Source organism: Deinococcus peraridilitoris DSM 19664, assembly GCF_000317835.1.
Classification (GTDB): Bacteria; Deinococcota; Deinococci; order Deinococcales; family Deinococcaceae; genus Deinococcus_A; species Deinococcus_A peraridilitoris.
The window spans coordinates 2,318,658-2,341,483 of the sequence record NC_019793.1; the positions used below are offsets into that span (position 1 = coordinate 2,318,658).

A 22,826-nucleotide genomic window follows, 5' to 3' on the forward strand; every position below is an offset into this window, starting at 1 on the left:
TCCCTTGTGGGTCCACCCGGTCTGCAACGTCATGGGCGCGCTTCGCCGCTGTCTGCCGCCGTCTTCTGTGCCTCTGCGTCCTGCGAAGCGGTGTTCTGTAAGGGGGTGTCCTGCGAGGTGCGGCGCCCGATCTCCTGGCGCACGACCGGCGCCACCCGGGTGGCGTAGAGCTCGATGGCCCGCAGAATCTGGGCGTGAGGCATGGTGCCGACCGTCAGCTGCAGCAAAAAGCGCTGGTGCCCGAAGATTTCGTGCTGAAACACGATTTTCTCGGCGACCTCCTGGGGATCGCCCGCGACAAGGGCGCCGCGCAGGGTGCGCGAGGCGTCGAACTGCGCGCGGGAAAAGGGCGCCCAGCCGCGCTCGCGGCCTATGGCGTTCATCATGCCCGCATGGTACGGGTAAGCCTCGTCGGCGGCCTGCTGCGAGGTCGGCGCGATATAGCCGTGTGAATTGATGCTGATGGGTGGGGGAGCGTGCCCGGCCCGCCTCGCCGCGTCGCGGTGCAACTGTGCGAGCGGCGCGAAACGCTCGGAGAGGCCACCGATGATGGCGATGGCCATCGGCAGCCCCAGGGTGCCCGCGCGCACGGCGGACTCGGGCGTGCCGCCCACCGCGACCCACACCGGCAGCGGATTTTGCAGCGGGCGCGGATAGACGCCCTGGTTCTCCAAAGCCGCGCGGTGACGGCCGGACCAGCGCACGCGCTCCCCGGCACGCAGTGCCAGCAGCAGTTCGAGTTTCTCGGCAAACAGCGTGTCGTAATCGTGTAGGTCATACCCGAACAGCGGAAAGGACTCGATGAACGATCCCCGGCCCGCCATGATCTCGGCGCGCCCGCCCGACAGCAGGTCGAGGGTGGCGAACTCCTGAAAGACCCGCACGGGATCGTCGGAGCTGAGCACCGTGACGGCGCTCGTGAGGCGGATGGTTTTGGTGCGCACCGCCGCGGCGGCCAGCACCACGGCAGGCGCCGAGACCACGAAGTCCGGGCGGTGGTGCTCGCCCAGCCCGAACACGTCGAGGCCCACCTGATCGGCCAGCTCGATTTCCTCCAGCAGGTTTCGCAGTCGCTCCTCGGCGCTGATCAGCCCGCCCGAAAAAGGGTCGGGGGTGCGCTCGGCAAAGGTGTAGAGGCCGAGTTCGAAGGGTTGGGCAGGGCTTGGCATGTCGTCTCCCGTTTCAGGCTGCCGCGCCGCGCGGCGCGGTGGTTCAGGCTTGCATGAACGTGGGTGAAGTCTGCAGTGGGGGTAGTGCATCCTGCCGATGTATCGCCGGGCGCGCCCTATTAGGCTGGCCTCATGTCATCTTCCCGATCTGCGCTGGGCGTGCTGGTGCGTTATGTGGGCCCGCAGTGGAAACGGGCGACGCTCCTGGCCGCGCTGCTGCTGAGTTCCATCGGCCTGCAGCTGCTCACCCCGCAGATTCTGCGCGCCTTTCTCGACAGCGCCCAAAGTCAGGGCGCGCTGTCCACGCTGGTGCGCTTCGCGGCCGTGTATCTGGCTGCGGCGACGGCGGTGCAGTTTCTGACGGCGGGCGCGACGTATGTGGGCGCCGACGTCGGCTGGACCGCCACTAACCGCCTGCGCGCCGACCTGATGCGCCACCTGATGTCCCTCGACATGAGCTACCACAAGGAGCGCACCCCCGGCGAGATGATCGAGCGCATCGACGGTGACGTGACGGCGCTCAGCAACTTCTTTTCGCAGTTCTCGGTGCGGGTGTTCGGGGCGCTGCTGCTGCTGTTCGGGGCCCTCACGGTGTTCTGGTTCGAGGATGCGCGCGTCGGCCTGGTCGTGACGCTGTTCGCCGCCTTCACGCTGTTCGTGCTGCTGCGCGTGCGGCGGGTGGGCGTGGAACCCACCCGGCAGGAACGCGAGGCGAGCGCCAAGCTGTACGGCTACATCGAGGAGCGCCTGACTGGTCTCGACGACCTGCGCGCGCTGGGCGCCGGAGGGCACGCCCTCAGGGGCTTTCTGGCCGTGCAGCGCGATTTCTTCTGGAAGTCCCGCCGGGCCTGGATCGCGCGCTCCACGGTGTGGCAGCTCTCGTTCATCCTGTTCGCGCTGGGCTACGTCGGTGTGCTCGCCATGGCCCTGGGGCTCTACGCGGCGGGCGCCATCACCATCGGCACCGCCTACCTCTACTACCAGTACATGACCCTGATCGAAGATCCCATCGACCAGCTCACCCAGCAGCTGCAGGAACTGCAAAAGGCCGGGGCCAGCCTGATTCGCATCGGGGAACTGTTGCAGCTGCGCCCGGCCCTGCAGGAGGGAACGTTGGAACTGCCCTCCGGTCCCCTTGAACTGCAGTTTGACCGGGTGTCCTTCGCCTACGGTGAGGCGCCGGTTCTTTCGGACGTGTCCTTCACCCTGGGCGTGGGGCGCCGGGTGGGCTTGCTGGGCCGTACCGGCAGCGGCAAAACCACCCTCACCCGGCTGGTGTCCCGGCTGTACGACCCGACTGCGGGCGCCGTGCGGCTGGCGGGACTCGATACCTGGGAGCTGCGCACGGAGTCGCTGCGCAGCCGGGTGGCGGTCGTGACCCAGGACGTGCAGCTGTTTCAAGCCTCGGTGCGCGACAACCTGACCCTCTTCGATGACCGCGTTGACGACGCCCTTGTCGAGGCGGCCCTGCGTGAGGTGGGCCTGGGCGACTGGCTTGCGGGTCAGCCGGACGGCGTGCACACCCGGCTGCAGGCCGGCAGTTTGTCGGCGGGCGAGGCGCAGCTGCTCGCCTTTGCGCGGGTGCTGCTGAGCGATCCGGGCCTGATCATTCTCGACGAGCCCTCTTCCCGCCTCGATCCCGCCACCGAGGCCCTGCTGACCCAGGCGATGGAACGGCTGCTGGCCGGGCGCACGGCCATCGTGATCGCGCACCGCCTGGACACGATCGCGCGCGCCGACGACATCCTGGTGATGGGCGACGGGCGCGTGCTGGAGTTCGCTCCGCGTGAGGAACTGGCGCACGATCCCCACTCGCGCTACAGCGCGCTGCTGCGTGCAGGACGGCTCGACCTCGAAGAGGATGAGGCCCCACAAGCAGACCAAGCGACAGGGGTGCTGTCATGACCCGGGCCAGCCAAAGCAAGACAGGCGAGCCGGGCGTGACCGGACCGAGTGGCCGCCGCCTTTCGACCACGCGCCTGATGCGCGGGCTGTTTTCATACCGGCCGCTGCTGTTTTTCGTGAACCTCTGCCTGTGGGCGGTGTTTCACACCCTGCCGCTTGGTTTTGGTTACTTTGCCAAGCTGATCTTCGACCGCCTGGGCGAGGGGGCCTTCTCGCTCGCCTGGCTGGCCCTGCTGGGCTTTGGATTGGTACGCCTGGCGCGCTTCGGGGTGTTCACGGTGGCCTTTCGCACCTGGATCAGCTTGTGGTACATGCTTGACGCCCTGGTGCGGCGCAACCTGCTGGGCTACCTGCTGACCGCGAAGGGTTCGCGCCGCCTGCCCGACACGCCCGCCGAAGCGGTCAGCCGCTTTCGTGACGATGTCGAGTCGGTGGCCGAATACACCGAGTATTTCGTGGACGCCACGGGCATTTTGCTGTACGCGGTCATCGCCATCACCCTGATGGCCCGGATCGACCCGCTGGTCACGCTGGTGGTCTGTGCGCCCCTGGTGCTGATGGTGCTGCTGGTGCGCCAGCTGAGCCCCACCATCCGCGCCTACCGGCGCCGTTCGCGCGAAGCGACCGCCCGCGTGACTGATTTTGTGGGAGAAGCCTTCGGGGCGGTGGGCACCGTCAAGCTCTCGGCGCGCGAAGGGCAGATGGTGGCGCACCTGCACAAGCTGGGTGAAACGCGCCGCCACGCCGCACTGCGCGACGTGCTGCTCACCGAGCTGATCCGTTCGGTCAACAGCGGCATGGTGAACGTCGGCATCGGTTTCGTGCTGCTGCTCTCGGCAGCCAAATTCCGCGACGGGACCTTCACGGTGGGTGATTTTGCGCTGTTCGCGGCCTATCTGCCGCGTCTGGCGCACAGCATGACCTTTCTGGGCGGCATGTTCGCGCAGCACCGCCGCACCGGGGTCAGCTTCGAGCGCATGACCCGCCTGCTGCAGGACGCCGAGCCTGAAACCATCGTGGCGCCTCATGACCTGCACCTGCGGGGCGATCTTCCCGAGGCGCCCCGGCCCCCGGCGCGAGAAGAGCTGCACGAACTGCGCGTGGAGCAGCTGGGCGCGCAGTTCGAAAACGGCCGGGGTGTGCAGGACGTCAGCTTCACGGTGCGGCGCGGACAGTTCGTGGTGATCACCGGCCGCATCGGCAGCGGCAAAACAACCCTGCTGCGCGCCCTGCTGGGCCTGATTCCCGCTCAGGGGCGGGTACTGTGGAACGGCCGCGAGGTCGAGGACCGCGCCAGCTTCTTCGTGCCGCCGCGCAGCGCCTACACCGGGCAGTTGCCGCAGCTCTTCTCGGAAACACTGCGCGAGAACGTCTTGCAGGGAGCGCGTCCCGAGCAGCTGGAACGCGCACTGGACCAGTCGGTGCTGCGATCCGACGTGGACAGCTTCGAGCGTGGCCTGGACACCACGGTCGGTGCGCGCGGTGTCAAGCTCTCGGGCGGGCAGGTGAGCCGCGCCGCTGCGGCCCGGATGTTCGCGCGTGAAGCGGAACTGCTGGTCTTTGACGACCTGTCAAGCGCGCTGGACGCAGAAACCGAGCGTCAGCTGTGGGAAAACGTGTTCGGGCAGCGCGAAGACGGTGTGCAGGTGACCTGTCTGGTCGTGTCGCATCGGCGTTCGGCATTGCTGCGTGCCGACCATATCGTGGTGCTCGAAGGTGGGCGCGCAGTGGACCAAGGGAGGCTGGGAGAGCTGCTGGCGCGCAGTCCCGAGATGCGCGCACTGTGGGACGAAGAGCCGCAGTCCTGAGCGTGGTGTGCCTGAAGGGCTGGCATACTACTTGCTAAAGCGGGTTCCCGGACGTACCCAAGGGTTCCTCAGGGTCGCTCAGCTGCACTTCAAAAGTCAATCAGGTTCGTTTTTTAGAATAGGAGCGTCACTTTGGGGACACCCGAGGTGGAGTTTCGGCCAGATGCCGACCCGCAGGGCCACGCTGACTTTTTGCTGAACGTCAATCCGTGCCGAGCCCAGGGCCGCGCGAAATGAAGTGCAGATGTGGCGCGTACGCCTTTGTCTCCATCAAACGGTAGGGGGTGAGGTTTGCCCCTCGGCAGCGACCGAAAAGTTTCGTACACTCAGGAAGTCAAGGATGATGAGAACTTCTAAATTTCTTGCGCTGGTGATGGCGTCCATGCTGGCACTGGCCAGCTCGGCCTCAGCGATCACCCTGCGAATCACCGACCGTGATTTGCAGGGCCTGATTGCCCAGGGAGAGTCGAACGGCAACCGCCTGAACCTGCGGGTGGCGGCGGCGGCTTCCGGACCGGTGATGGTGTTCATCTACGACGGTGGCACCGTCACCAGTTACCGGGCGGTGCTGCGCGGTGATCAGATTCTGCTGGAAGGGCAGCCGGAGACGAGTTTGTCCAAGCTGCTCGCTGGGCGTGGTTTTTCACTGACCACCGAGGTGGTCGAGTCCACCGCGCCGCGTACCTTCAATTTCCCCGGCCTCAACACGACCCAGAACGCCACTCCCAGCTCGACACCTGCGTCAGGTACGTCGTCTGGCCCGGCCTCGGGCAGCAGCCCGGCCTCTGGCAGCGGAAATGGCGGGAACTCCGGTCAGGGTGGAAACGGCAACGCGGGAGCGAACGACAAGGGAAAAGATAACGGCAAAGACAAGGAAAAAGAGAAGGACAAAGGGAAAGGCAAGCCCTGAGTTCTCCATGTCTTTGCCGCTGTATTCCCTGCCAGCCCCCTGCATGAATTTTGGATTCTGGCAACCCACTGCACCATCCACGGCGACCGGTCCGCTCCGATTGGATTCTGGCAACCCACTGCACCATCCACGGCGACCGGTCCGCTCCGAGTCGCCTGTCTTTCAGGAGGCCTTCTGTGTTAGCTCAACTGCTCTTGGTCGAGGACGATCCCCATCTGGGGCCGCTGCTGCGCGATTACCTTTCGGCGGATTATCAGGTGCACCATTCGCCCACCATTCGTGACGCGCAAGGCTGGCTGGGTACCCACAGCGCACAGCTGATCCTGCTCGACCTCAATCTGCCGGATGGTGACGGTCTGGACCTCGTGAGCGCCCTGCGTCAGTACTCCAGCACCCCGGTGCTGATTCTCTCGGCGCGCAGCGCGGTACAGGAGCGTGTCTCGGGCCTCAACGCCGGCGCGGACGATTACCTGACCAAACCGTTCGCGATGCCCGAACTCGACGCGCGCATCAGCGCCCTGCTGCGTCGCACGGCCGCCGGAGGAGGCGTTTCGCTGGGCAACACCAGCCTGTCCACCTCGTCGCTCACCCTGCAGGCCGGCGAGGAAAATGCGACTTTGACCGAGCACGAAGCGCGCATTCTTGAACTGATGATGCGCACGCCGGACCGGGTCTTTTCGCGTGCAGACATCGAGTCGCACCTGTATGGTTGGGAAACCCCCAACAGCAACTCGGTCGAGGTACGCATCTCGCAGCTGCGCAAGAAACTCGAGCAGGTAGGCTCGGACCTGCGCATTCGGACCATTCGCAACGTCGGCTACGTGCTGCAGTCCTGAGGATTGCCACACCGGTGGGTAGGAGGGCGGCATGCAGAGGGCAGAAGGCTGGGCGCTGGGAGAAACACACGTCCTGTCTGCCTCGCGGGTCCCGGCGCAGCGTCTCACGCGCCAGTGGGTTCCAGGATGACCCTGCGTTTTCGTCTGGCGCTGGTGTACACCATCATCGCCTTTGTGCTGATCGCCACGGCCGGCAGCCTGGGTGTGTTTCTGTTCACCCGGGCGCTCGACGGACAGTTCAACAGCCGCTTGATCGATCAGGCCGAGTATGTGGCAGCGCTGGTACTGCCCAACCCCGACGTGCAGCCCGGTGAGTTCCGGCCTTCCGGAGGCGCCCTGATCATGGTCTTTGACAGCACCGGGCGGGAAGTGACCCGCTCGCAAAGTCTCGGCGACCTCGATCCACTGATCATCGACGGCCACCAGGAACTGGCCAACGGCATCGGCGTGCGCGGCCTGGTGCAGCCCATCGAGATGCCCGGTGTCAGCGGGCTCAACGTGTGGATCGCCCTGCCCGACGACAGCCTGGAGAAAGCCAAGGCCAGCGCCTGGCAGTTTCTGATCGCGGCCCTGGCCGTGGCGCCGGCTCTGATGTTGCTGGTGGGCTGGTTCGTGGGCCGCTATTTCCTGCGTGGCCTGGCGTCGGCAGCGCGGGTGGCTGAGCGCCTCGACCCCAGTTCGGGCAGCATTCCCCTGCCCGAACGGCAAGACGAAGTCTACCGATTGCTGGAAGCGATCAACCGGCTGCTGGGCCGCATCGAGACGCAAAAGCAAAGTGAAAAGGCCCTGCTGGGTCAGATCGTGCACGAACTCGGCGCGCCCCTGACCGTGCTCAAGGCCTACCTGGCCAGCGCCAGCACCCGCACGGGTGACCAGGAGGTGCGACGCGCCCAACTGGTGGCCGAGGAGATGACCTTCACGACCCAGGACCTGATGCAGCTCGCGCGCGGCCAGATGGACCTGACGCTGGCCCTGCACTACCTGAGCGCGGCCTCGCTGCGCGAGCGGCTTGACCGGTTGGTGCCGGACGTCGTGTACAGCGGTGACTGGAACGTGATGGTGCTGTGCGACCCCGACCGCCTGGTGCAGGCCGTGCGAAACCTGCTCGCCAACGCGCGGCGGGCGGTCGGCCCGGACGGTCACGTGGAGCTGTATCTGCACGAGGAAGCGGGCGAGGTGCGCTTTCACGTGCGTGACGATGGGCCTGGCCTGCCCGAGGGCCTGGGAGAAAGCATTTTCGATCCGTTCGTCTCGGGCAGTGGCAGCAGCGGTCTTGGCCTCAGTGTCTCGCGGCAGATCGCGCAATTGCATGGCGGCACCCTCGGCGGCGGCAACCGGCCAGAGGGCGGTGCGGAGTTTGTGCTGGTCATTCCCAGTGCCAGCACGCTCGATGACGAAGACCCGGAAGTGCCACAAGACCAGCAGGCACACGAGCCGCAGGACCGGGTCGCCTGGCAGGGCTGAGGAGCAAAATCTTGCTAGCGTAAGGCATGCAGGCCTGGAATGCCGTTGTCCTGGGTGGTGGCGACGCCCGAGATCCTTTTCCCGCGGCCCATGGCGCGGGCGTCAAGGCCCTGATCGAGCTGGCCGGTAAACCGATGGGTCAACACGTGCTGGAGGCGCTGCATGACTCGCGGCGGGTGGCGCGGGTGGTGTACGTCGGACCGCTCAATGCGGACATGCGCGCCCTGGTCGATGAGGTGGTACCCGACAGCGGCTCGCTGCTGGGCAACCTGGAAGCTGGCGTGAGGACCCTGGTGGCCTCATCCACGGAATCGGCGCGGGTGCTGGTCGTGACCGCCGATGTGCCGCTGATGACCGGCACCATGCTGCGTGACGTCCTGAGTGCCGCCCCGGAGGTCGCGCTGGTGTATCCCATCGTGCGCCGCGAGGTGTGCGAAGCGGCGTTCCCCGGGGGCAGACGAACCTATGCCCGTCTGCAGGACGGGACCTTTACCGGGGGCAACGTCTTTCTGCTCGACCCGGCATTGATCGAACGGTTCCTGCCGAAGATCCGCCAGCTGTTCGCGATGCGCAAGCGGCCGGTGGCCCTGGCCGGTCTGATCGGCTGGTCGGTGTTGCTGAAACTGCTGGTGGGACGCCTGCGCGTCGCGGAGCTGGAACGGCGGGTGGGAGAGATTCTCGGGGTGCCGGTGCGGGCGCTCGTGACCCCTCATGCGGCCATCGGTGTGGACGTGGATCAGGAGGCCGACCTGACGCTGGTGCGGGCGCGTCTGCTGCCCGAGAAGGCTCAAGGAAAGGCAGAGGCGGACTGAGCTGAGTGGTGCCCGGTACTGAGCTGAGCGGTGCCCGGTTGTTTTTTCCGGGGTTCCGGTCTTTCTGCCTTTCCTGGGGCGCCCCATGCGTGAAGCTGGCCTGCGTCCGGTCGGAATTTGTCCTTGCCTTCGCTTGGGAGGCCCACCATAATGGGTGCGTTATGCCCCACGTGATTACCAGCCCCTGCATCGACGTCAAGGACCAGAGCTGCACCGAAGTCTGCCCGGTGGAGTGCATCTACGACGCGGGCGAGATGTTCCTGATCCATCCTGACGAGTGCATCGACTGCGGTGCCTGCGTGCCCGCCTGCCCGGTCGCGGCCATCTACCCCGAGGAAGACACCCCGCAGGACCAGCTGCCCTTCATCGCCAAAAACCGCGAATTCTTCGGCCTCTGATTTCAGGGGTGAGCGTGGGTGCCAAAGGCACCCACGCTTTTGCTGCGTCGCAGCAAAAGCTCTTGGTTTATTCAGGAATATATGAACCCTGCGACAAGAAAATAAAGCTTCAACTGCTGGGCGACTTCGATTTCACCTGACAAGATCAGGACAGCTTGAGCGTTCACCGTCTCATGTATGGTCGTTTTATACTCAGCTGAGTATGACGCACAACATACTCAGCTCCCCGGGCGAAGCGCTCCTTCTCGGCGCGGGGGCAAGGAGCCATGATGCCGTCTGAAAGTTTGTTGGTCATTCAGGGTGGGCAGCCATTGCACGGCGAATTTGTCATTCAGCCCAGCAAAAACGCAGCCCTCCCCATCCTGGCAGCCACGTTGCTGACCCGCCACAGCGTCACCGTTCACGGTGTCCCGCAACTGAGCGACGTGTACACCCTGCTGCGTATCCTGGGCACCATCGGGGCCCGGCACGCCTGGATCGGCCCGCATAGCCTGGTGATTCACACCCCTGAAATCCTGACCGTGCAGCCACCCGCCGAACTCGTGGGGCAGCTGCGCGCCTCGTTCACCTTGCTGGGCGCCCTGCTTTCACGCGCCGGTGAAGCGCGCCTGGGGCAGCCCGGAGGCTGCACGTTCAGTCAGCGTCCCATCGATCAGCACCTCAAAGCCCTGCGGGCGATGGGCGCGCGGGTCAGCGAGAACAACGGTGCGTTCCACGTGGTGCGTCCTGCACCCCTGAGCGGCAATTACCTCTTCGAGCTGCTCACCGTGGGTGGAACACAGAACGCCATTCTGGCGGCCGTGCTGGGTGAAGGGCAGGTGGTGCTGGAAAACTGTTCGACCGATACCGACGTGGTGGACATGGTGAACTTTCTCAACGCCCTGGGCGCCGACATTCATGGGGCCGGCACTGCCACCATTACCGTGAGTGGCGTGAAGGAGCTGCGCGGCGGCGAATACCACGTCATTCCCGACCGCCTGGAAGCAGGCACCCTGATGCTGGCTGCCGCCGCGACACGCGGTCAGGTTACCCTCACCAACGTCCGGACCGCCCATTTGCGCGCCGTCAGCGCCAAATTGCGTGAGGTCGGCGTGACCATCACCGAGCACCCGGATGGCACTGCCCTGAGCGTCGATGCACGCCAGCACCGTCTGCAGGCCGTCAACGTCACCGCCACCGAATATCCCGGTTTCCCCACCGACCTGCAACCCATCATCGGGGCGCTGCTGTCCACGGTGCGGGGCACCAGCATCCTGATGGACCGGATCTACACCCGCACCACCCATGTTGCTGAGCTGCGCCGCATGGGTGCCCAGATCGAACTGGCCGACCACGTGATGGTCGTGACCGGCGCCTCCCTGCGGGGCACCCGGGTCAAGGCCGCTGATATTCGTTCGGGAGCGGCCCTGGTGGTGGCGGCGCTGGCCGCACAAGGTGAAAGCGTGATTGAGAATGTGCACTTTCTGCAGCGGGGCTACGAGGATCTGGCCGCGCGGTTAACCCCCCTGGGCGCGCAGGTTCAGCACCACGAAGCCACCCTGCCGCTGGCCATGGACTGATCAGAGGGAAGCCAGGCGTCCGTCCGGCTTCCCTCTGATCAAGAGAAGAAGCCCCGCACTCGGGGCTTCTCTTGATTCATTCGCTTTGTTCGTTGCGGTCTTCGCTGCTGTCCGGCGCACCTTCGGCCTCGTCGACCGATTGCTGCAGCGGCTCCTCGACGGGCTCCTGAGAGCCCTCGATGGCGGCAGCGTGCGGCTGATCTGCCTTGGCCGTGGCTGCTTCACCCAGTCGGGCCACGGCCTGCGAGAGTGCCTTTTCACGCACCAGGGTGGCGTAGTAGCCGTTCAGGCCGTTCGGCCCAAGCTGACTGCGCAGCTGCTGCACCGTCATGCGGTTGGCCTGTGCGAGCGAATTCAGGTTGGCGTCGAGCTCTGCCTGGGTCATGCCGACGTTCAGGTCCTCGGCGAGCTGCTCGAGCGCCAGATCACGCTTGACGCGGGTCTCGGCGTTCTTGCGCAGGTCGTTCATGAAATCATCGAGTTTGTCCTGCTCTTTCATGAACGTCTCGTACTCGTCCCACTTGACACCCTGACGGCCGAGGTCGTCCTGAATTTCACTCAGCATCGCTTCGCGACGGCGGTCGATCATCGTGGCGGGGATGTCCACCGTCATGCCCTCGGTCAGCTGCGTCACGAACTCTTCGCGGCGGGCGTTGTCGCCTTCCTGGCGGGCGCGGCGCTCCAGCTCACCGCGCAGGTCGGTGCGCAGACGCTCGAGCGAATCGAAGTTGAGGCCCTTCGCGAACTCGTCATTCAGCTCCTGCAGCTGCTTGTGCTTGATATCGACGATCTTGACCTGCACACTGTGCGCGGGATGCTCGTGGTCGCCGTGGCTGTGCGCGGGCACTTCGATGGTGACCTCGTCACCGACGCTTTTGCCGGTCAGGGCCGCGCGGACGTGCTCTTCGGCCACGTCGAGGTAGATCGGGTAACTGCCACCCTCCTCACCGAGCTCCTCAATGGTGACCATGTCCGCACCCTCAGCAGGACGCTCCACGCTTTCAAAGGTCGCGTTGCGTTCCTGCAGGTCAGAAAGGGTACGCTCGAGTACATCGTCGGTGATTTCCGGGGCGCTCGCGGCGAGCTGAAAGCCCTTCCATTCCGGCAGCTTGACTTCCGGGTAAGTTTCCCCTTTCACCGTGAAGTCGAAGTCGTTGCCTTCCTTGAGGGACGCGGGAGAAATCTCGGCGTCGACCAGGTTGAGCTTCAGGTCACGCACGGCACGCGGGTAGTGATTCTCGAGCAGGCGATCACGCACTTCGCTTTCGATGTAACCGCGCCCGACGCGCTTCTCGATCACGCTGCGAGGCGCCTTGCCAGGGCGGAAGCCGGGCACGCGCACATCGCGCGATACAGCGCTCCAGACCTGGTTGTACGCGCTCTGCACGTCCGCTTTCGGAACGGTTACGCGAAACTCTACTTTGTTGCCGTCACGTTTGATCAGCTCTGCCATACGTCTCCATTCTGCCTTGGTCCTGCTGGTGCTTTTCCCGCGTTACTGCCGGGGCTCACGTGCCAAAGAACTACCTTATACGAAAAAACGGCCCCAGACGATGGGGCCGTTGCGCTGTTGGTGCGAGGAAAGGGACTTGAACCCTCACATCTTTCGATACTAGATCCTAAGTCTAGCGCGTCTACCAGTTCCGCCATCCTCGCCCGCTGGGAGAGTAGCTCGTGCGGCCCCGACGTACGAACTGCGCGCGACCCGGAATAATTGTGGGGTGGATTATGGGACTTGAACCCACGGCCTCCGCTTCCACAGAGCGGCGCTCTAACCAGCTGAGCTAAACCCACCATCCGCCGTTCGGCGTGAACTTCGTCCTGCCGCCTTCTCCCGCTGGTTTCGCACCAACGGCCCGAAACCCCACCCCTCAAAGGGGCTTCAATATCCTAAGTCGTGACGGCGGGCCTGTCAAGAAAAGCCTGGGGAAAATACGATATCCACTCCCCACATCCGGAGGTGATTCGCCGGACGCCCGGACACGTCAGACGGGGTTTTGGGCGCCAACGTTGAAGTCTGGGGTTTCCTGCGGCTTGACGCAAGCACACGGAGAGCGTACGAACGGGCGTGGATGACCGGCGTTTTGTTTCGTCTGCGCTCCTTTTGCTCGGTCAGCTCCGTGCTCAACCGTAAGCTGGCAAGCTCCGGGGGCGGCGTGTACCCTCTAGACTCTTGACGGGTGGACCTGTTTTGTTCACCTGGCGCGCGCAGGTGGCAGGGCGGCGCCTCAGGAGAGACTGTCATGACCATTCAAGAACCCCAGAATCAGGAAAACCGCACGGCCGCGCCCCAGCAGCAAGGCTTCGAGCGCCGCTACGACGTGCGGGGGCTCGACGCCATCGACACGCAGGTTCTCGGCACCTTCGCGCACGTGCGCGAAGACGACCGCAGCGTGTACCCGGGCGAGCCGATCGAGATCGTGATCGCCACCGACGAATTCAGCCCGGTGTGCCCCTGGAGCGGTCTGCCCGACTTCGGCAAGCTGGAGATCCGCTACGTGCCGCGCGCGGAGTGTGTGGAGCTCAAGAGCCTCAAGTACTACCTCACCAGCTACCGCTTTGTGGGAATCTACCACGAGCACGCCACGCGCCGGGTGCTGGCCGACCTCGTGAAGCTGCTCGATCCGCTGAGCATGACCATCACCTGCGATTACGGGGTGCGTGGCGGAATCAATACCGTGGTGACCGCACGCTATACGGCAGACGACGCGGCGCGCAGAAAGTAGAAGTTAAGCGTGCCCTGGAAGCTCAGCACCGAATTCACCTTTGACAGCGCCCACACCATCGTCGGCTACGACGGTCCCTGTGGGCGGCTGCACGGCCACACCTACCGGGTACGCCTGGAGCTGCAGTCCGGGCGTCTGCGGCCCAGCGCGCATGTCAAGCGCAACATCATGGTCGCCGATTACCGCACCCTCAAGTGGGCCAAAAAAGACGTGGAAGCGGGCGGACTCGACCACGCCTACCTGAACGATATTGCCGAACTGGGCGATGACACCACGGCCGAGGTGATCGCGCAGTTCATTCACTGCCACACCCTGCAGCGCGTGCGCGAGGCCCTGGAAGCGGGCGACGACGGTGCGGACCTGCAGCTGAAGGTCACCGTGTGGGAAACGCCCGACAGCGCCTGCGAGTACTGGGAATGAGCAGCGAGACTGCCCTCGGCCTTCCGCGTGAGACTCGGGCATGAAATACCCGGTTCACGAGCGCTTCTATACCTGGCAGGGCGAGGGTGTCCACCTGGGGCGCGCTGCTTATTTCGTGCGGCTGTACGGCTGCCCGCAGGCGTGCCCCTGGTGCGACAGTGCGGGCACCTGGCACACGGAATTCCGCCCCGAGCGCGTTTCGCTGATGACGCCTCGGGAAATCGCGGCCGGCGTGGAGCGCGAAAGCCCTTCGGGTGCGGTCGTGGTGGTGACCGGCGGCGAGCCGATCTTGTTCGACCTCGCTCCCCTGGTGGGGGAACTGCACGCTTTGGGCCGCGCCGTGCACTTGGAAACGAGCGGCATTGCCGAGCTGCGCGGCGAGATCGACTGGGTGACGCTGTCCCCAAAGCCCTTCGGAACGTGGCCGTTGCCTTCGGTCGTCGCGCGGACCGATGAAGTCAAGATCATCGTGCACGACGTTTTGGACATCGACGCCGGCTTGAGGACACTGAGCGGCCTGCGCGACGACGCGGTGATCTGGCTGCACCCCGAGTGGAGCAAGGCCCGCGACCGCGACCGCAGGGTGCTGAACGCCATCACGGAGGCCGTGAAGCAAAATCCCCGTTTACGCGCCGGCTACCAGATGCACAAGCTGTACCGGGCCGACGACCTTGATGCGAACAGCGTCAAGACGCTCATTCCACTGGGGGGCAACCCAGAACTGGGGTACTGATGACGGCTGCAGCACCTGCAAAACGCGCGGTGGTTTTACTTTCAGGTGGACTCGATTCCAGCACCACGCTGGCGATGGCCGTCAGGCGTGACGGCTACGAGGTGAGCGCGCTGTCGTTTCGTTACGGGCAGCGGCATACCGTCGAGCTGGAATGCGCGGCGAGTATCGCGCAGCATTTCGGAGCGCAGCACCAGGTGGTGGACATCAACATCTCACAGTGGGGTGCGAGTGCCCTGACCGACGAACGCATCGACGTGCCCACGGACGGCACGCCGGACGGCGTGATTCCGCCCACCTATGTTCCCGGGCGCAATACCGTCTTTATCGCACTGGGGCTCTCGCTGGCAGAAGCGATCGACGCCGAGTGCATCTACCTGGGAATCAATGCCGTGGATTACAGCGGTTACCCGGACTGTCGGCCGGAGTACCTGGCGGCCTACCAGAGGCTGGCGGACCTGGCGACCAGAAGTGGACTGGAGGGACGTGGTGCGCGACTCGTTGCTCCTCTGGTGATGATGACCAAGACCGACATCGTCAGGGCCGCGCTGGAGCTGGGTGTGCCGATCGAGCAGACCTGGAGCTGCTATCAGGGCGGCGAGGAACCTTGCGGCGTGTGCGACAGCTGCCGCATCCGGGACAAGGCGCTGATCGAGGCCGGTCACGGAGAACTGGCGTCCCGCCAGGGACGCGCCCGGCTTGGCTTGTGATCGATAAAGAATCGCATGCTGCCCTGGAGGTTCAGGCTGCGGCGGACCCGGCTGCTCCTCGCTCTTCGACTTGAAGGCACGGTGAAAACAGCTTTACTGCTTTCACCGTGCCTTCAGCCTGCCCGCACGTGCCCCGTCCAGACTGAGACATGACCCCGGGGCGCCGAAAGGGAAACCTGCTGTTGAGCAGCGTGCTGGTGCTGACTTTGTCAGGGTGTGGCGCCCCGGCAGCGCCGCCGGATGAGGTGTGTCCGGCGGTGTTCGTCGTTCCGACGCTGTCTGTCTCGCCAACCGAGGCAAAGTCCGGTGAGCGTGTGACGATCGAGGTCACCACGCCGCTGGCGGGGGAGCGCTGCACCGGCTATCCGGTCGAGGGCGTGGACTATTTCGTGGGGGGCACGCTGCTCGAAGCGCAACGGGTGAGCAACCTGCGCGATATCCGTTTCCAGACGACATGGCAGCCGCAGCCGGGAGTGCACGGTGTTCCGGCGCGTGGGTCACAGGACATCGAGGTGACCGCCAAAGTGCACGTCAGCGGCTGGCCTGAGCCCCTCGACGCGATGTCCACCGATCCGCGTGCGGGAACGACCGTCACGGTCCGCGTCACCGTTCCCTGACCGGGCGGCGCGGAAACGGGCAGACCCACTTCATTCCTCCTGGCGTCTGCTGAGCGGTCCAGGTCTACCGGAGAGTTCAAAGCAGGCGCCACGAAGGGCGCGCCTCCGAGGATCGTCGTGCACCTCTTGGGACGCGACCGGCCGAACAATATGTTACGCTATTTGCGTAAGGGAGGTAGGATGTTACACATTGAATTCACCACGGACCTCGGGGCCAAGGTCACCGTCGATGTTGAAGGCCCCGAAACGCTTTTGGACGTTCAGCGGCGCTATGGAAAACAGGGCTGGTACTCCGGTGACGTTCCCGCCGGTGGATTTCAGTTCCCGCTCGACAATGAGGCCGATTTCGACTGGTCGCTTCTCGGTGGACGGAAATTTGTGCTGGAAGACGGAGAAGAAGCAGTGTATTGCCGTGGTTCGGTCTGGAAGCGGCGGGAGCTGGCGGCAGTCGACACCCGAAAGCTGCGCCTGCCCGCTGCCGTGAAGTACTCACGCGGCGCGCGTCCCACCGATCCCGAGCACCTGCGCGAAAAAAGTGACGGCGACATCGAATACGTCACGCTGGCGATCTTCCGCAGCGGACGCCGCAATCCCAATTACGCCCTGCCCGGTGAAGCGAGCCTGCCGGTGCGTGGGGCCGGGCAGCCGGTCCGGCGCCGCTGACGCTCCGGTCTGGGCCCGTCCTGGGTCAGTAGGGCAGGCCCGCCAGTTGCAGAAGTTGCCGGCGGGCCTCGGCGGCCGACGCGAGGCGCTGCTCGCGTTCGGGCATCATCAGCTGAACGCGCAGCGCATCCAGCGGGTCCGGGGAAGGCGGCAGTGGCGCGCCCTCCTCGGGCAACTCGCCGTGCAGTCCCCAGTACAGCAGCAGACCCACGCCGTACAGATCGCTCTCGGTGCCCAGCGGCTCGCCGCGCGTCGCTTCGGGAGACTGAAAGGCCAGCGTGCCGATACGGACGGGTGTGCCGAAATTCTCGCGGATCGGGCCGGACAAATCGAAATCCACCACTTTGGCACTGCCATCGCCGTCGACGATGATGTTTTCGGGTTTGAGGTCGCGGTGTACCAGTCCGTGCCCGTGCAGGTAAGCGAGTGCTTCGAGCACGTGCGCCAGGGTCAGCAGGTACGGCTTGCGCTCGGTTTGCAGCGCGGGACGCTGTGTATAGCGCTGAAACAGTACCCGTCCCCGCGCAAAGCTGAGAATCAGGCTGGGCCGCCCTTCGATCTGCACGCGTTTGTGAACCTGCCCGATGCGCGGGTGCACCAGGTGCGCGGCGGTGTCGTACTCGCGTTCGGCCCGTCTTGAAAGCTCCGGCGGAAACAGCTTGACTGCGTAAGGCAGGCCGTCGGTGCCGACCGCAAAATACACGACGCTGCTCGCCCCGTGTCCCAGCGGACGAACCAGACGATAGCGCCCGTCAACGAGCGTTCCGGCAAGCGGCATCTGCTTCACGGTATACCAGATCACGCGGCGCTGATGCAGACTTTACAGGCCCATGGGTCTGTCGACTCCAGCCAGGGTGCGTTCGGCGTGTGCTCCGGGGCGAGGGTGCCTGGAGTCGCCGGTGTGGTTGTGCCTGACTTGCAGCGCGCCCCGCCATGAAAGCGGCGTGCCTGAAGGGGAAGTTTGGCGCTCACCGGACGGCGCCCCCACATCCGGGGCTGCTATGCTTCCGGGGGACAAAGGAGATTCATGACGCAACCCAAAGCCAAGCCCTCTTTCCTGCAACGCCTGTGGCGCGAATTGCTCGAACCGATCGTGTTCGCCGTGGTGATCACGCAGTTCATCGCCACCCTGGTCGGCGTGGACGGGGTGAGCATGATGCCCAATCTGCGCCATCACGAGCGGGTGCTGGTCCCCAAATATGAAACCTGGCTGCACAAGGCCGGCATCGGAGATTTCTCGCGCGGTGACATTCTGGTGTTCAAGCCGCCTGCCGAAGCGGGTACGCGCAGCTTTCTGGGTTTGTGGAACTTCCGCCCCTTTTTGATCAAACGCCTGATTGCCCTGCCGGGAGACACCGTGCGAATCGAGAATGGGGTGGTGTTTGTCAATGGTGAGCGGCTGAACGGCAGCTTCACCACCGATTACTGGCAGCAGCAGGGCTGCTGGGACACCGAGAGCGAAATCGCCGTCAACGTTCAGAGTGGCGTGCAGGGCATCGTCGAAACACAGCAGGAATTCACCGTGCCTCAGGGTCACTACTTTCTGATGGGCGATAACCGCACGGCGACGGGCAGCGAAGACTCCCGCCTGTTCGGCCCGGTGCCCATGCGGGACATCGCCGGACGCGCCGCCATGGTGGTGTGGCCGATCATGCGACAGGAAAACGCGAGCTACAACTGCGACCTCGCCGGCGCGTCCCCGGATCGCTACGTCACCTACAGCGGCGAGAGCAAGCTCAACTGGCGTCTGCTGAGCCGCCCCCCCGCCTTTCGGGAACTCAACGTCCGCTGAGCTGGGACAAACAGAAATGAGCGAGAGGCAGGGACGAAGTTGTCCCTGCCTCTCGGCTGCCAGGCCGGATCACTCCAGGGGCAGCACGTCAAAGGTCTCGTCGGTGACCCGGTACTCGCCGTTGCCCGCGACGAACTCGGCAACCTTATGCAAGGTTTCCTCGATCCACTGAGGATCGCTCGAAATGGTCACCGCCCCGATCACTTCCCAATCGTGGCTGTCAAGGCCGTCAAGACGCGCGACCGACACGGGAAAGCGTGACTTGAGACGTTCGACCACAGGACGGACCAGCGCGCGCTTTTCCTTCAGGTTGTCCACCCACGGCATTTCCAGGCGGCAGGTGTACGTTCCGATGTAACCCAACATGCACCGACACTAAAGCAAAGTGGTCGAGGGCAAGTGCCGCCACGCCACGTTGCCGTGAGCAGGGACTTGAGCGGCGACACCGTGTCGTGCAGGAGTGGGCGATCGAAGGCAACTGACGAGCCCAGGTACGACCGACTCCGGCCGATCCAGGATCGGCCGGGCTGGAAAAAACGTCGTGTAGGCCAGTCAGAACATCCAGCGAAAGCGCTTATCCTTCGCTGGATGCACGAACGTCGGCAGGTTTGTTGCGACTTACAGCATGCCGGCCAGAAAGCCCTGGCCACGGACGGTGCGGAGCAGGTCCATCACCGTAAGCTGCGAGGGATCGTAATGCACCTCGATCTGTCCATCATCGGGGATGGCTTTTGTGACGCCTGACTGGGCCAGCAACAGCGAGGAGATACGCTCGCCAGCTTCCTTCGTCATGCCCCGCACGCCAATCAGTACACGAGTATTCACCGCTTCAGTTTAAGGCTTCCTTCATGACTCATGATGACGTTTCATTTCACGGCCTGGGGCTGAGTCCGCCCGTGATCCCAAAAGGCGCACCGCATATACCCCCTGCTCGCGAAAGTGTTCACGTGCCGCGCCTTCTTGCAGCTCAGCCGTAACTCCCAGATGAAGTTCGTAGATGGCCGCGTCGTATGCACTTTTCGAGCAGGCGCGCAGCAGTCCGGAAGTCACGTCGGCGTCCGCCGGGCGTGCCAGCCACAGCCGGGTCACCAGCACGGTGGGCCGGTCGCCCTGCCAGACGCTCTGGGCAAAGATGGCGCCGCGCAGTTCCCCATCCTCCTCGGCCACGAAAGAGTGCTCGCTGCGCTCGTAAAACCGCAGGGCCGCCAGGGAGGTGCGCACGCGCCCTTCGCGTTCGCGCTCGCTCAGGGTGTCAAAGAGAGGATCTTCGCGGCGCAGGACGGTCAGGTCGAGGTCCACCAGGGGACCAAAATCGGCGGGAGTGAAAGCGCGGTACAGCATGACAGGAGACTACACAGTTCTGTCGCAGTTCCGTGACCGTCCTGACTGCGAGGCCCTGTTGGCGCCGGGCAGGGCCCGGCTGGCCCGCCGCCAGCCGGACGGTTTTTGCCGTGAGGACTCGGTGATGGCGTGCTTGCCTGACGTTGCAGCATCAGATCGCACGGCGGCACTATCATTTGCCCTATGACCAGTGACGCGTCGACTCGCACGCACCTCAAGTCCCTCGCGACGGCCCTGCGGCACTTTCACGCGGCCCTGCTGGACCAGGCCAAACGCGAATACGAGGCCCAGGGAGGCACCATCGCCGGCCCGATTGCCCTGTGGGGACTCGTCCTGAACGATCCGCACTTTCAGTGGCTGCGTCCGCTGTCGGGCCTGATGGCGACCCTCGACGAGGTGATCGACCGTAAAGAGCCCCTCTCGGAGCGTCATGTGCAGGACGTCCGGCAGGCGCTGGGGGCGCTGTTCAGCCCGCTCGATACGCGCTTCGGCGAGTTTCGTGCCGGCTACGAGCGCGCCCGGCATCTGCCCGACGTGCGCGAAACCGAGCAGCGTTGGCGTGAACTCGTCCGGGGCCTCGAAGCGTGAGGAACGCCGCTTGAAGCTGATCGTCGGGCTGGGCAATCCCGGCGCGCAATACGCCGCGACGCGTCACAATGTCGGCTGGCTGGTCGTGGACGAACTGGCCCGGCAGGGAGAGCAGACCTGGCGCAAAGACCGGGATGCCGAGGTGTGTGAAGTGCGGCTGGGAGCACAAAAAGTATTGCTGGTCAAGCCGCAGACTTTCATGAATACCTCGGGCCGGGCAGTCGTGCCGCTCGTGCGTTTTTACAAGCTGGCGCTGAGCGACCTGCTGGTCGTTCAGGACGACCTCGATTCACCGTTCGGATTGTTGAAAGTGCGCCTGGGAGGACGCTCGGGTGGTCAGAACGGCCTGAAGGACATCATCCGGGGCCTGGGGAGCGAGGACTTTGCCCGCCTGAAGATCGGAATTTCTCGTCCGCCTCCCGGCTGGGATGTCAGCGGCTGGGTGCTGTCCAAATGGCGCGCGGAAGAAGAAGCCACCTTGCGCACGCTCATCGATCTGGGAACGCGCGCCGCCGCGATCTGGGCCGAAAGTGGCCTGCTCGAAGCGCAGCGGGCCTTCAACGGCACGGACCTTCGGCCGAAGCCTCCCACTCCCGAAAAGATTGCCGCAGCGGCTCGGGACGCTGCGGCAACCGGAGAGTCATCTGGGAGTTAAGGTTTCGCTTGAGGTTGTACTCGGCGCTTCTTGCCGTATTCTTGCCCGGTGACACAACTCAATTTGGATCTGCTGCGTCGGCTTTCGGAAATCGACGGTGTGCCTGGCCGTGAAGAGCATGCCCGTGACCTCGTGCGCACCGAAATCGAGGGCCTGGTCGATGAGCTGCGCGAGGACGCCCTGGGAAACCTGATCGCCCTGAAGCGTGGAACGGCGCCCGAGGGTGAACGCCTGCGCGTGATGCTCTCGGCACACCTCGACGAAATCGGTTTCATGGTGAAGTTCATCGACGATCAAGGCTACCTGCGCCTGCAGAATTTGGGTGGCTTCGATACCCGTAACCTCTTTGCGCGCAACGTCAAGGTCTGGACGAACGGGGGAGAGCTGCCGGGCATTCTCACTCCGGGCGGGCGCCCGGTGCACATCGCGTCGGCAGAGGACCGCAAGAAAGTGCCCGAACTGCGCGAATTCTTCGTGGACCTCGGTCTGGGCGCAGAGGAAGTCAGGCGGCGCGTGCGGGTGGGAGACAGTGTCACGCTCGATCAGGCATTTCGTGAGGTCGGCGACCTGGCGACCGGTAAGGCGATGGACGACCGCGCCAGCGTGTTCGTGCAGATCGAGGCACTGCGCGCGCTGCAGGACACGCCGCCGCGCCATGACGTGTATGCGGTGTTTTCCACCCAGGAGGAAGTCGGCCTGCGCGGTGCGGTGGTCGCGGCGTACAGTGTCGAGCCCGACCTGGGTGTGGCTCTCGACGTGACCCTGGCCGTCGACACCCCCGGCGTGGGGCCTGACGAGGCCGTTTCGAAGGCCGGAGAGGGTGTGGGCATCAAGCTCTTCGACGGCAGCATGATCTCCACGCGCTTCCTGGTCGACGAGATGATCGCCCTGGCCGAAGCCAACGGCATTCCCTACCAGCTGGAGGTTCTGCCGTTGGGCGGCACCGATGCGGGCGCCATTCAGCGTTCGCGTGGTGGAGTGCCAAGCGTGACCCTCAGCCTGCCCACGCGTTACATTCACACCGTGGTGGAAAGTGTCCACAAAAAGGACCTGCAGGCCACCCTGGACCTGCTCGTCGCTTATCTCAAACACTGAACGCCTGACAAAGACACGCCGCCCCGATGCCGCACGGGGCGGCGTGTCTTTGTGCCTGAGGGTCTGGTAGGGCGGTCAGGCACTGTTTAGGTTGATGATGACAAATTGCAGAGAAAGCCAGAAAATACTCTATGTAGATCCATAAATCGTGCAAGACGTACGAAAAAACCTGGACAAGTTGCACAAATCGCGTTGACAGGCCGGGATCGTCCGTCTACGCTCTCTTCAGGAGGGGTGTTATGAAGCTGATCACCGCGATCGTGCGGCCTGAGCGCGTGCAACAGGTCAAGGAAGCGCTCTTTCAGGCCGGAATTTCTGGCGTGACCCTGACCCGGGTCAGTGGACACGGCGGCGAGCAGGAAATCATCGAGCACTACCGAGGCAGCCGCGTCGTGATCGAGTTCCGCGAAAAGGTCGAATTCAAGATGGCGGTCAGTGAACCCTTCGTCGACGTGGCCATCGAAGCCATTCGCCGCGCCGCCCACACCGGCGAAGTCGGTGACGGCAAGATTTTCGTGCAGACCCTCGACCGCGTGGTGCGCATTCGGACCGGAGAGCAGGACGACGAAGCCCTGACCCCCGTGAACGAAACCAAGCGTCAGCCCGTCCTCAAATGAACGACCCAAGG

Annotated in this window: 25 protein-coding genes and 2 tRNA genes; 19 read left to right on the forward strand and 8 right to left on the reverse strand. The window is 64.5% G+C overall.

The window, feature by feature from the left end; all coding sequences use genetic code 11:
* Nucleotides 1-29: 29 nt before the first annotated feature.
* On the reverse strand, nt 30-1,169 hold the full coding sequence (locus DEIPE_RS11330) for an LLM class flavin-dependent oxidoreductase (RefSeq protein WP_015236105.1): 1,140 nt from the start codon (nt 1,167-1,169) through the stop codon (nt 30-32).
* Nucleotides 1,170-1,301: 132 nt separating this feature from the next.
* Between DEIPE_RS11330 and DEIPE_RS11335 the strand changes: the two genes are divergently transcribed.
* From DEIPE_RS11335 to murA, 8 genes are all read left to right on the forward strand, one after another.
* On the forward strand, nt 1,302-3,074 hold the full coding sequence (locus DEIPE_RS11335) for an ABC transporter ATP-binding protein (RefSeq protein WP_015236106.1): 1,773 nt from the start codon (nt 1,302-1,304) through the stop codon (nt 3,072-3,074).
* Nucleotides 3,071-4,882 carry an ABC transporter ATP-binding protein gene (locus tag DEIPE_RS11340; protein WP_015236107.1) on the forward strand — a complete coding sequence of 604 codons (1,812 nt, stop codon included), beginning with the start codon at nt 3,071-3,073 and terminating at the stop codon, nt 4,880-4,882. Before DEIPE_RS11335 ends, DEIPE_RS11340 begins: the two co-directional genes overlap by 4 nt.
* Before the next feature lie 340 nt (nt 4,883-5,222).
* The gene (locus tag DEIPE_RS11345) at nt 5,223-5,792 is read left to right on the forward strand and encodes a hypothetical protein (protein ID WP_015236108.1); all 570 of its coding nucleotides are present in this window, start codon (nt 5,223-5,225) and stop codon (nt 5,790-5,792) included.
* A gap of 176 nt (nt 5,793-5,968) precedes the next feature.
* Nucleotides 5,969-6,628, forward strand: a complete 660-nt coding sequence (locus DEIPE_RS11350) for a response regulator transcription factor (protein ID WP_015236109.1) — start codon at nt 5,969-5,971, stop codon at nt 6,626-6,628.
* A gap of 126 nt (nt 6,629-6,754) precedes the next feature.
* Entirely contained in the window at nt 6,755-8,092 is a 1,338-nt protein-coding gene (locus DEIPE_RS11355; RefSeq protein WP_015236111.1) for a HAMP domain-containing sensor histidine kinase, read from the forward strand.
* Between the two features lie 26 nt (nt 8,093-8,118).
* A complete protein-coding gene (locus tag DEIPE_RS11360; RefSeq protein WP_015236112.1) occupies nt 8,119-8,904 on the forward strand; it encodes a nucleotidyltransferase family protein in 786 nt (261 codons plus the stop codon).
* Between the two features lie 161 nt (nt 8,905-9,065).
* Nucleotides 9,066-9,302 (forward strand): ferredoxin, encoded by a 237-nt coding sequence (locus tag DEIPE_RS11365; RefSeq protein WP_015236113.1) that lies wholly within the window; start codon nt 9,066-9,068, stop codon nt 9,300-9,302.
* 269 nt (nt 9,303-9,571) lie between these two features.
* A complete protein-coding gene (murA, locus tag DEIPE_RS11370) occupies nt 9,572-10,861 on the forward strand; it encodes a UDP-N-acetylglucosamine 1-carboxyvinyltransferase (protein WP_015236114.1) in 1,290 nt (429 codons plus the stop codon).
* A gap of 76 nt (nt 10,862-10,937) precedes the next feature.
* Here the strand turns inward: murA and tig are convergent, their stop codons facing one another.
* The 3 genes from tig to DEIPE_RS11385 form a co-directional block, all read right to left on the reverse strand.
* Nucleotides 10,938-12,314 carry a trigger factor gene (gene tig / locus DEIPE_RS11375; protein WP_015236115.1) on the reverse strand — a complete coding sequence of 459 codons (1,377 nt, stop codon included), beginning with the start codon at nt 12,312-12,314 and terminating at the stop codon, nt 10,938-10,940.
* A gap of 118 nt (nt 12,315-12,432) precedes the next feature.
* Nucleotides 12,433-12,517: transfer RNA gene (locus DEIPE_RS11380), tRNA-Leu, on the reverse strand.
* 61 nt (nt 12,518-12,578) lie between these two features.
* A tRNA-His gene (locus DEIPE_RS11385) sits at nt 12,579-12,655 on the reverse strand.
* A gap of 449 nt (nt 12,656-13,104) precedes the next feature.
* Here DEIPE_RS11385 and queF point away from each other — a divergent pair.
* The 6 genes from queF (at nt 13,105) to DEIPE_RS11415 (ending at nt 16,727) form a co-directional block, all read left to right on the forward strand.
* Complete coding sequence (gene queF, locus DEIPE_RS11390; protein WP_015236116.1) at nt 13,105-13,587, forward strand: preQ(1) synthase; 483 nt, start codon at nt 13,105-13,107, stop codon at nt 13,585-13,587.
* 9 nt (nt 13,588-13,596) lie between these two features.
* Complete coding sequence (locus DEIPE_RS11395) at nt 13,597-14,007, forward strand: 6-pyruvoyl trahydropterin synthase family protein (protein WP_015236117.1); 411 nt, start codon at nt 13,597-13,599, stop codon at nt 14,005-14,007.
* Nucleotides 14,008-14,047: 40 nt separating this feature from the next.
* Nucleotides 14,048-14,740: a 7-carboxy-7-deazaguanine synthase QueE gene (locus DEIPE_RS11400; protein ID WP_015236118.1), complete on the forward strand. Its 693-nt coding sequence runs from the start codon at nt 14,048-14,050 to the stop codon at nt 14,738-14,740.
* Nucleotides 14,740-15,447 carry a 7-cyano-7-deazaguanine synthase QueC gene (gene queC / locus DEIPE_RS11405; protein WP_041230858.1) on the forward strand — a complete coding sequence of 236 codons (708 nt, stop codon included), beginning with the start codon at nt 14,740-14,742 and terminating at the stop codon, nt 15,445-15,447. The genes DEIPE_RS11400 and queC overlap by 1 nt, the downstream gene beginning before the upstream one ends.
* A gap of 149 nt (nt 15,448-15,596) precedes the next feature.
* Nucleotides 15,597-16,064 (forward strand): hypothetical protein, encoded by a 468-nt coding sequence (locus DEIPE_RS11410; protein ID WP_015236120.1) that lies wholly within the window; start codon nt 15,597-15,599, stop codon nt 16,062-16,064.
* A gap of 180 nt (nt 16,065-16,244) precedes the next feature.
* Nucleotides 16,245-16,727: a single-stranded DNA-binding protein gene (locus DEIPE_RS11415; RefSeq protein ID WP_015236121.1), complete on the forward strand. Its 483-nt coding sequence runs from the start codon at nt 16,245-16,247 to the stop codon at nt 16,725-16,727.
* Nucleotides 16,728-16,752: 25 nt separating this feature from the next.
* Here DEIPE_RS11415 and DEIPE_RS11420 read toward each other — a convergent pair whose 3' ends face one another.
* The gene (locus tag DEIPE_RS11420; protein ID WP_041231450.1) at nt 16,753-17,505 is read right to left on the reverse strand and encodes a serine/threonine-protein kinase; all 753 of its coding nucleotides are present in this window, start codon (nt 17,503-17,505) and stop codon (nt 16,753-16,755) included.
* A 249-nt stretch (nt 17,506-17,754) separates the two neighbouring features.
* Here DEIPE_RS11420 and lepB point away from each other — a divergent pair, with 249 nt between their 5' ends.
* On the forward strand, nt 17,755-18,519 hold the full coding sequence (lepB, locus tag DEIPE_RS11425; RefSeq protein ID WP_015236123.1) for a signal peptidase I: 765 nt from the start codon (nt 17,755-17,757) through the stop codon (nt 18,517-18,519).
* Nucleotides 18,520-18,588: 69 nt separating this feature from the next.
* On the opposite strand, the gene DEIPE_RS11430 is transcribed toward lepB, so the two are convergent.
* From DEIPE_RS11430 to DEIPE_RS11440, 3 genes are all read right to left on the reverse strand, one after another.
* The gene (locus DEIPE_RS11430) at nt 18,589-18,885 is read right to left on the reverse strand and encodes a DUF503 domain-containing protein (protein WP_015236124.1); all 297 of its coding nucleotides are present in this window, start codon (nt 18,883-18,885) and stop codon (nt 18,589-18,591) included.
* A 252-nt stretch (nt 18,886-19,137) separates the two neighbouring features.
* Nucleotides 19,138-19,311: a hypothetical protein gene (locus tag DEIPE_RS11435; protein WP_052326786.1), complete on the reverse strand. Its 174-nt coding sequence runs from the start codon at nt 19,309-19,311 to the stop codon at nt 19,138-19,140.
* A 54-nt stretch (nt 19,312-19,365) separates the two neighbouring features.
* Entirely contained in the window at nt 19,366-19,860 is a 495-nt protein-coding gene (locus tag DEIPE_RS11440) for a DUF1999 domain-containing protein (protein ID WP_015236126.1), read from the reverse strand.
* Nucleotides 19,861-20,043: 183 nt separating this feature from the next.
* On the opposite strand from DEIPE_RS11440, the gene DEIPE_RS11445 reads away from it, so the two are divergent.
* The 4 genes from DEIPE_RS11445 to DEIPE_RS11460 all read left to right on the forward strand — a co-directional run bounded on the left by DEIPE_RS11445 (nt 20,044) and on the right by DEIPE_RS11460 (nt 22,815).
* Nucleotides 20,044-20,448 carry a hypothetical protein gene (locus DEIPE_RS11445; RefSeq protein WP_015236127.1) on the forward strand — a complete coding sequence of 135 codons (405 nt, stop codon included), beginning with the start codon at nt 20,044-20,046 and terminating at the stop codon, nt 20,446-20,448.
* A 10-nt stretch (nt 20,449-20,458) separates the two neighbouring features.
* On the forward strand, nt 20,459-21,103 hold the full coding sequence (gene pth, locus DEIPE_RS11450; protein WP_015236128.1) for an aminoacyl-tRNA hydrolase: 645 nt from the start codon (nt 20,459-20,461) through the stop codon (nt 21,101-21,103).
* A 48-nt stretch (nt 21,104-21,151) separates the two neighbouring features.
* A complete protein-coding gene (locus DEIPE_RS11455) occupies nt 21,152-22,198 on the forward strand; it encodes a M42 family metallopeptidase (RefSeq protein ID WP_015236129.1) in 1,047 nt (348 codons plus the stop codon).
* A gap of 239 nt (nt 22,199-22,437) precedes the next feature.
* Entirely contained in the window at nt 22,438-22,815 is a 378-nt protein-coding gene (locus DEIPE_RS11460; RefSeq protein WP_015236130.1) for a P-II family nitrogen regulator, read from the forward strand.
* The last annotated feature ends 11 nt before the right edge of the window (nt 22,816-22,826 follow it).

Coding starts and splice junctions, on each gene's coding strand:
- DEIPE_RS11330 (WP_015236105.1), bottom strand. CDS start 1,169: ATGCCAAGCCCTGCCCAACCCTTCGAACTCGGCCTCTACACCTTTGCC.
- DEIPE_RS11335 (WP_015236106.1), top strand. CDS start 1,302: ATGTCATCTTCCCGATCTGCGCTGGGCGTGCTGGTGCGTTATGTGGGC.
- DEIPE_RS11340 (WP_015236107.1), top strand. CDS start 3,071: ATGACCCGGGCCAGCCAAAGCAAGACAGGCGAGCCGGGCGTGACCGGA.
- DEIPE_RS11345 (WP_015236108.1), top strand. CDS start 5,223: ATGATGAGAACTTCTAAATTTCTTGCGCTGGTGATGGCGTCCATGCTG.
- DEIPE_RS11355 (WP_015236111.1), top strand. CDS start 6,755: ATGACCCTGCGTTTTCGTCTGGCGCTGGTGTACACCATCATCGCCTTT.
- DEIPE_RS11360 (WP_015236112.1), top strand. CDS start 8,119: ATGCAGGCCTGGAATGCCGTTGTCCTGGGTGGTGGCGACGCCCGAGAT.
- DEIPE_RS11365 (WP_015236113.1), top strand. CDS start 9,066: ATGCCCCACGTGATTACCAGCCCCTGCATCGACGTCAAGGACCAGAGC.
- murA (WP_015236114.1), top strand. CDS start 9,572: ATGCCGTCTGAAAGTTTGTTGGTCATTCAGGGTGGGCAGCCATTGCAC.
- tig (WP_015236115.1), bottom strand. CDS start 12,314: ATGGCAGAGCTGATCAAACGTGACGGCAACAAAGTAGAGTTTCGCGTA.
- queF (WP_015236116.1), top strand. CDS start 13,105: ATGACCATTCAAGAACCCCAGAATCAGGAAAACCGCACGGCCGCGCCC.
- DEIPE_RS11400 (WP_015236118.1), top strand. CDS start 14,048: ATGAAATACCCGGTTCACGAGCGCTTCTATACCTGGCAGGGCGAGGGT.
- queC (WP_041230858.1), top strand. CDS start 14,740: ATGACGGCTGCAGCACCTGCAAAACGCGCGGTGGTTTTACTTTCAGGT.
- DEIPE_RS11410 (WP_015236120.1), top strand. CDS start 15,597: ATGACCCCGGGGCGCCGAAAGGGAAACCTGCTGTTGAGCAGCGTGCTG.
- DEIPE_RS11415 (WP_015236121.1), top strand. CDS start 16,245: ATGTTACACATTGAATTCACCACGGACCTCGGGGCCAAGGTCACCGTC.
- DEIPE_RS11420 (WP_041231450.1), bottom strand. CDS start 17,505: ATGCCGCTTGCCGGAACGCTCGTTGACGGGCGCTATCGTCTGGTTCGT.
- lepB (WP_015236123.1), top strand. CDS start 17,755: ATGACGCAACCCAAAGCCAAGCCCTCTTTCCTGCAACGCCTGTGGCGC.
- DEIPE_RS11430 (WP_015236124.1), bottom strand. CDS start 18,885: ATGTTGGGTTACATCGGAACGTACACCTGCCGCCTGGAAATGCCGTGG.
- DEIPE_RS11435 (WP_052326786.1), bottom strand. CDS start 19,311: ATGACGAAGGAAGCTGGCGAGCGTATCTCCTCGCTGTTGCTGGCCCAG.
- DEIPE_RS11440 (WP_015236126.1), bottom strand. CDS start 19,860: ATGCTGTACCGCGCTTTCACTCCCGCCGATTTTGGTCCCCTGGTGGAC.
- DEIPE_RS11445 (WP_015236127.1), top strand. CDS start 20,044: ATGACCAGTGACGCGTCGACTCGCACGCACCTCAAGTCCCTCGCGACG.
- DEIPE_RS11460 (WP_015236130.1), top strand. CDS start 22,438: ATGAAGCTGATCACCGCGATCGTGCGGCCTGAGCGCGTGCAACAGGTC.